Below are 6,131 nucleotides of genomic sequence, written 5' to 3' on the forward strand. Positions count from 1 at the left end.
CTAGTCCAGAATTTTGCGCCGCATCGCCTCGGCGACGGCGGCGGCCCTGTCGCTCACGCCGAGTTTTTCGTAGAGGCGCTGGACATGGGTCTTGACGGTGGACGGTGCGAGGAAAAGCTCCTTGGCCATCGCCGGGATACTCCGGCCCGCGGCGATGAGCGCCAGCACCTCACGTTCGCGGGGGCTCAACGCGGGCCCGTCGGGCTCGGCGCGTCTACGGATCTCGCCGGCCAGGCCGGCGGCCAGGCTGGGCGCCACGACATCGCGGCCCTTCGCGCAGTCGAGCACCGCGCTGACCAGCCCACTGCGGGTGGACTCCTTCGGAAGAAATCCGGTGGCCCCGTCCTGCAACGCACGGTAGACGATGGCGGATTCGTCGTGCGCGGAGATCAGTAGCACCCGGGTGGGAAGCGCGTCCCGAAGCACAGCCGCGGCGACCTCGGCTCCGTCCATGCCAGGCATGCGGTAGTCCAACAGCGCCACGTCGGGGCGGTGCGCACGGATCGCCGCCAGCGCCGACGTCCCGTCGTCGGCCTCGGCGACGACGGCGATCGAGTCGCTGGACTGCAATGCCCGCACCACTCCGTCACGGAACATGGGGTGGTCGTCACCGACCACCACACGCACCTTTTCGCTGCTCACCGCCTCACCATGCGCTCAGCTTCCCACAGCAGGGGCCGCGCGGGCCGTGATCCAGAGACGGGGAGCCCGGGCGCCGGTTGCCCACCCCGGTATCGTGGACAGTTCAGGGGTGAAGCCAGCGCCCCTCCACCGCGAACACAGCGGGTATGCGCATGCAATCGTCCCCGTCGGCCTCATCTGCAGGCGACACCATCCATTTCGAAAGCACCGACCTCGCCGCCACCGAGGACTTCCTGGTGCGCACCTACACGAAGATGACCATCGGTGCGGGCGAAGGCGAAAGTCCCGCGGCACGCATCGATCGCCGTTGGCTCGGGTCGGTCAGCTTCGACGAACTCGAGCTCGACTTCCACATGTCCTACGACGCCGCCCCGCTCGGACGGGTCTGCCTGTGCCGAGTACACACCGGCCGGATCGAGGAGAACTTCGTCGGCGAGGACCAGGACATCTTCGCTCCCGGCGATGTGACGCTGCTGTCGCAGCCAGACCTGCCCTACTCGGGTCGCGTCTGCGAGTCCAGCTATGACCTCACGATGTTCGACGCCGCGCTGCTCGACAGGGTGGCAAGTCCGGACGAGGGCCGTACCGAGAGCACCGTGCGTCTGCTCGGTCACCGTCCGGTGTCAGAGCAGGCGAAACGACAGCTGAGCGCCACCATCGACTATGTGCGCAGCGTCGTCTCCGCCGAGGGGGCGCAGCCGACACCACTTGTCGCGTCGACCACCGCATCCATGCTCGCCGCCGTCGTCATCGCGACCCTACCGACCAACGTTTCGACCGAGCCCACCGCGCGTGACCGGCTCGACAGCGGGCCGCCTCTGCTGCGCCGCGCCATCGCCTACATCGAAAGCAACGTCGAGGAGGACATCGCGCTCGCCGACATCGCGGCGAGTGTGCATGTGACCCCCCGCGCGCTGCAATACATGTTCCGCAGGCATCTGGACATCACGCCGATGGAATACTTGCGCCGGGTACGGCTCGACCACGCCCACCGGGAGCTGCTCGCGTCGGACCCCTCCACGACGACAATCGGAATTGTCTCGGCACGTTGGGGTTTCGCGCACACCGGGCGGTTCGCGTCGATGTATCGCCAGGCCTACGGCCGCAACCCCTCGGACTCGCTGAGGAGTTGAGTCAGCGCAGTCCCCGGGTGGCCGGTCCTTCCAGGAGCGCGCCGTCGGGCGCGAAGCGGGAACCATGCAGCGGGCATTCCCACGCCTGGTCGGCGTCGTTCCAATTGACGATGCCACCCAGGTGCGGGCACACCGGCGATACGGTGCGCTCCACGCCGTCGACGACGCTGGTCGCCTGCAGCCGCCAGGGCGGTCCACTGACGCGGCCCTGACCTTCCTCCGGTGTCTGCGATGGCGTCGTCACCGGGGCGGCCCAGCCCTTGGCCAAATACAGCCCGACCTCGAAGTTCGTCTGAAGGGCGGTTGGTATTCCCTTGAGCTCATGCGGGCTCCAGCTGGCGAAGGCCTGCGCCCAGTCCATTCGGCCGCCGAGCATTCGCGACGACAGTGCCAGCGCCGCCGCCACCCCGTTGGTCATTCCCCACTTGTCGAAACCCGTTGCCACCATGATGTTTTCGAACTTGGGTAGCAGCGGACCCACGTACGGCAATTCATCTGCCGGGTGGTAGTCCTGGGCAGACCAGAAGTGCGTCTGCACCGCACCCGGATAGTGCAGCGTCGCCCATCGCGCCAACTCGTCGACCGCGGCCTTGGGATGGGCCGACCTGCCGACGGAATGTCCTGCCCCTCCGACGATGAGCTTGTCCCCTGACGGTGTGGGGGCATACCGCACCGACCGCGAGGGTGAGTCGACGGAGATGTACATCGACCGGGTGATGTCGCCCGGGACGTCGAAAGCCATGCAGTACGAACGCATCGGCTCCGCTCTGGCGAAGAAGAACCCGCGGTCGAGAAGCGGAATCCCGGTCGCCAGCACGCACTGCTGCGCGGTGATCGTGAACTGCTGATCTCGGGTGTCCTGGGGCTCGGTGGTCATCCTCAGCGTGAGGTTGACCGGCCCCGACCCGGACACCGCCGTCGCGCGCACTCCCTGCAGCAGCGTTCCGCCGTGCCGTTCGAACTCGGTCACCACACTCGACAGGTATGGCATCGGGTCGATCTGCGCCTGGTCGCGCAGGCGCACCCCGCCGGCGAATGGGAACGGCACGTCGGCCTCGTCGACCCAGAGGGCATCGAGGTCGGCCTCCCTGCACGCCGCAAGAATCTGTTGTGCCGAGCTGATGCCTTTGCCGGTCTGCGCATAGGCGTGGTCGTCCTCGCGCTGGACACTCACCCCGTGCTCGTCGCAGTAGCGGAGCAACCAGTCGCGGCCCTCGGTGTTTCCGGTGACGTAGGCGCGCAACGTCGACGTGTCGTGCTTGGCGGCGATGTTCGACAGCTTGCTGCCCTGCAGCACGCTCACCTTGCCCGTCGTGTTGCCCGTCGCGCACGCACCGACGTGACGCGCCTCGACGACCACCACCTTCTTGCCGGCACGGGCAAGCAGCAGAGCGGTGGTGAGACCGGTGATGCCAGCCCCGACCACCACGACATCCGCGCTTCGCACGTTCGCCACCTCGTCTGGGCGCGAGGGGGTTTCGGTACGACCGTCGGTCCACAGGGAAGCCATGGCGCGCCGTTTACCCGGTGCCGGAGGTGCCAAACGCCAGGGTTTGCCCGGGGTGCGACCAGCCGTTCGACCCGACGGTGCGCAGCGGGACGCACGTGACGCTGCTACCTGGGTGGCTGACAGCCCTGCGTCACGCTGCCTACCGCAACAGTCGCCAGGGGCGCGGCGCGGAGTCCTGAACAGGCAAAGCACCTCCGGGAAGCTCACTTGTTTAGACATGTCATATCGTGGCGGTCATGGACTTCGCGATGTCGGACAAGGGCCAGGACTACTACGACCGGCTGACCGATTTCATGGTCGAGCACGTCTTCCCCGCCGAGGCGTCCTACGACGCCTACCGCGAGGAGAAGGGGCCGAAGGACCACACGGTGCCGCCGGTGGTCGAGGAGCTCAAGAAGCTGGCCAAAGAACGGGGACTGTGGAACCTGTTCCTGCCGTCGGTCTCGGGGCTGACCAATCTGGAGTACGCGCCGCTGGCCGAGCTCACCGGCTGGAGCATGGAGATCGCCCCCGAGGCGACCAACTGCGCGGCCCCCGACACGGGGAACATGGAGACGCTGCACCTGTTCGCCACACCAGAACAACGAGAGCAATGGCTCGAACCGCTGCTGGCCGGTGAGATCCGCTCCGCATTCGCGATGACGGAGCCCGCCGTTGCCTCGTCGGACGCGCGCAACATCCAGACGACCATGCTGCGCGACGGAGACGACTACGTCATCAACGGCCGCAAGTGGTGGATCTCCGGCGCCGCCGATCCGCGCTGCAAGATCCTGATCGTGATGGGCCGCACGAATCCCGATGCCGCCAGCCATCAGCAGCAGTCGATGATCCTGGTGCCCACCGATACGCCGGGGGTGTCGATCGAGCGGTCGCTGCCGGTGTTCGGCTGGCAGGACCAGCACGGACACTGCGAGATCAGCTTCGACGACGTGCGGGTGCCGGTGAAGAACCTGTTGCACGAGGAAGGCAGCGGATTCGCGATCGCGCAGGCCCGGTTGGGACCGGGTCGCATCCATCACTGCATGCGCGCCATCGGGGTCGCCGAGCGGGCGCTGGCGTTGATGGTCGACCGGGTCAACAACCGCATCGCGTTCGGCAAGCCGCTCGCCGAGCAGGGTGTGGTGCAACAGCAGGTTGCGCTGTCGCGCAACGAGATCGACCAGGCGCGGTTGTTGTGTCACAAGGCGGCGTGGGTCATCGACAAGAAGGGCAACAAAGAGGCCCGCAACGAGGTGGCGATGATCAAGGCCGTCGCCCCGCAGATGGCCTGCAACGTGCTCGACCGGGCCATCCAGGTGCACGGCGCGGCCGGCGTCAGTGACGACACCGTGCTGGCACGGCTGTACGGCTGGCACCGCGCGATGCGACTCTTCGACGGCCCCGACGAGGTGCACATGCGCAGCATCGCCCGCGCCGAACTAGGGCGCGAGAAATCCGCGCTGGCGGCGGCGGTGAACCGCCAATCGGCTAGAGCGGTGACGGGCTAGTGGCGTTCACAGGCCGAGAGCTGTCGGGAGCGTGGAACTTTCGCGACGTCTCCGAACACACGGGTATCGCGCCCGGGCGCTTCTTCCGGGCCAGCGAGCTCTCCAAGCTCGACGACGACGGACGTGCGGCGATGAGCGGGTACGGCATCACCGATGTCGCGGATCTTCGCTCGCTGCCCGAATTGGAGAAGCACGGCCGGGGCCTCGTCCCGGCCGGCGTCGACATTCATCACCTGCCGTTCGTGGAGACCATAGCCACCGACGACGAGGCGCCGCACGAGCACGCGTTCCAGCGGATGATGACCGAGAAGCCGGCCGACGAAGCGGTCGCGGACGCCGCCGCGCGGTACATGACCGAGGAGTACGGGCGTATCGCCTCGGCGCCGTTGGCGCAGAAGGCGGTTCGCCAGGTGGTGACGTTGCTCGGCTCGGACCGGCGGGTGTTGGCGCATTGCTTCGCCGGCAAGGACCGCACCGGCTTCACCATCGCCGTGGTGCTGGAGGCCGCCGGTGTCTCCCGCGACGCGATCATGGCCGACTACCTGCGCAGCAATGTCGCGGTGCCGCAGCTTCGCGAAAGCATCCTCGTCAACGTGCGGGCCAGGGCAGCCGACGCTCCGGAGATCATGGAGCTGGCCGAGGCACGCCTTACGGATGCGGTGCTCGGCGTGCGCGAGGAGTACCTCGACACGGCGCGACGCACGCTGGACTCCGAGTTCGGTTCTCTGAACGGCTATCTCGAAGCGGCGGGCCTCACCGACGATGACCTCGCCCGCCTGCGCAAATCGCTCAACGGCTAGTTGCGTAACGCCCCGCCGCCACCCGTTGCGTAACGCCACGGCGATTCTCGGGCCCGTTTTCCGCCACAGCGTCACGCAACTCCCGCGCTGCCACCCGTTGCGTAACGCCACGGCGATTTTTGGGCCCGTTTTCCGCCACAGCGTCACGCAAGTTCGGTTGTCGGTGGTGACGCGCACACTGCTGCCATGGAAGAGCCCTTCATCGGGAGCGCCGCATTGGCCACCGGCGAGCTCACGCGCCACGCACTGCGGTCGATGTACACCACGATTCACCGCGATGTGTACCTGTCCAACGATGTCGAGCTGACTGCCGTGATCCGCGCCAAAGCCTGTTGGTTGCGGTCTCGCGGCCGCGGCGTCCTGGCAGGATTCTCGGCCGCGGCGGTGCACGGGGCCAAGTGGATCGACCCCGGCCTGCCCGCCACAGTGATCGCCGACAATCGTCGACGTACAACCGGAATCATCACGTGGGCAAGCGCTTTTGTCAGCAGTCACGTAATTCCCCAGGTATGAGGGGTTGTCCGTCACGTAATTCCTCACCCGCCGTCACGTAATTCCC

6 protein-coding genes are annotated in these 6,131 nt (G+C 67.1%); 4 read left to right on the plus strand and 2 right to left on the minus strand.

Annotated features, from left to right (window positions below; translation table 11 throughout):
* Positions 1–642 carry a response regulator gene (locus AWC12_RS01140; protein WP_085171811.1) on the minus strand — a complete coding sequence of 214 codons (642 nt, stop codon included), beginning with the start codon at positions 640–642 and terminating at the stop codon, positions 1–3.
* A gap of 152 nt (positions 643–794) precedes the next feature.
* Between AWC12_RS01140 and AWC12_RS01145 the strand changes: the two genes are divergently transcribed.
* The gene (locus AWC12_RS01145) at positions 795–1,775 is read left to right on the plus strand and encodes an AraC family transcriptional regulator (RefSeq protein ID WP_085171820.1); all 981 of its coding nucleotides are present in this window, start codon (positions 795–797) and stop codon (positions 1,773–1,775) included.
* A gap of 1 nt (position 1,776) precedes the next feature.
* On the opposite strand, the gene AWC12_RS01150 is transcribed toward AWC12_RS01145, so the two are convergent.
* Entirely contained in the window at positions 1,777–3,285 is a 1,509-nt protein-coding gene (locus AWC12_RS01150; protein ID WP_085171813.1) for an FAD-dependent oxidoreductase, read from the minus strand.
* Positions 3,286–3,521: 236 nt separating this feature from the next.
* Between AWC12_RS01150 and AWC12_RS01160 the strand changes: the two genes are divergently transcribed.
* From AWC12_RS01160 to AWC12_RS01170, 3 genes are all read left to right on the plus strand, one after another.
* Positions 3,522–4,772 carry an acyl-CoA dehydrogenase family protein gene (locus AWC12_RS01160; protein WP_024447466.1) on the plus strand — a complete coding sequence of 417 codons (1,251 nt, stop codon included), beginning with the start codon at positions 3,522–3,524 and terminating at the stop codon, positions 4,770–4,772.
* On the plus strand, positions 4,772–5,572 hold the full coding sequence (locus AWC12_RS01165; protein WP_024447465.1) for a tyrosine-protein phosphatase: 801 nt from the start codon (positions 4,772–4,774) through the stop codon (positions 5,570–5,572). The genes AWC12_RS01160 and AWC12_RS01165 overlap by 1 nt, the downstream gene beginning before the upstream one ends.
* A gap of 186 nt (positions 5,573–5,758) precedes the next feature.
* Entirely contained in the window at positions 5,759–6,085 is a 327-nt protein-coding gene (locus tag AWC12_RS01170) for a hypothetical protein (protein ID WP_207576356.1), read from the plus strand.
* Positions 6,086–6,131: the final 46 nt, after the last annotated feature.

The sequence above is a fragment of the Mycolicibacterium iranicum genome (assembly GCF_002101705.1).
Classification (GTDB): Bacteria; Actinomycetota; Actinomycetes; order Mycobacteriales; family Mycobacteriaceae; genus Mycobacterium; species Mycobacterium iranicum.

Bases quoted from the DNA above. Each gene is read 5' to 3' on its own strand.
- AWC12_RS01170 (WP_207576356.1), top strand. From the start codon at position 5,759: ATGGAAGAGCCCTTCATCGGGAGCGCCGCATTGGCCACCGGCGAGCTC.
- AWC12_RS01160 (WP_024447466.1), top strand. From the start codon at position 3,522: ATGGACTTCGCGATGTCGGACAAGGGCCAGGACTACTACGACCGGCTG.
- AWC12_RS01150 (WP_085171813.1), bottom strand. From the start codon at position 3,285: ATGGCTTCCCTGTGGACCGACGGTCGTACCGAAACCCCCTCGCGCCCA.
- AWC12_RS01145 (WP_085171820.1), top strand. From the start codon at position 795: ATGCAATCGTCCCCGTCGGCCTCATCTGCAGGCGACACCATCCATTTC.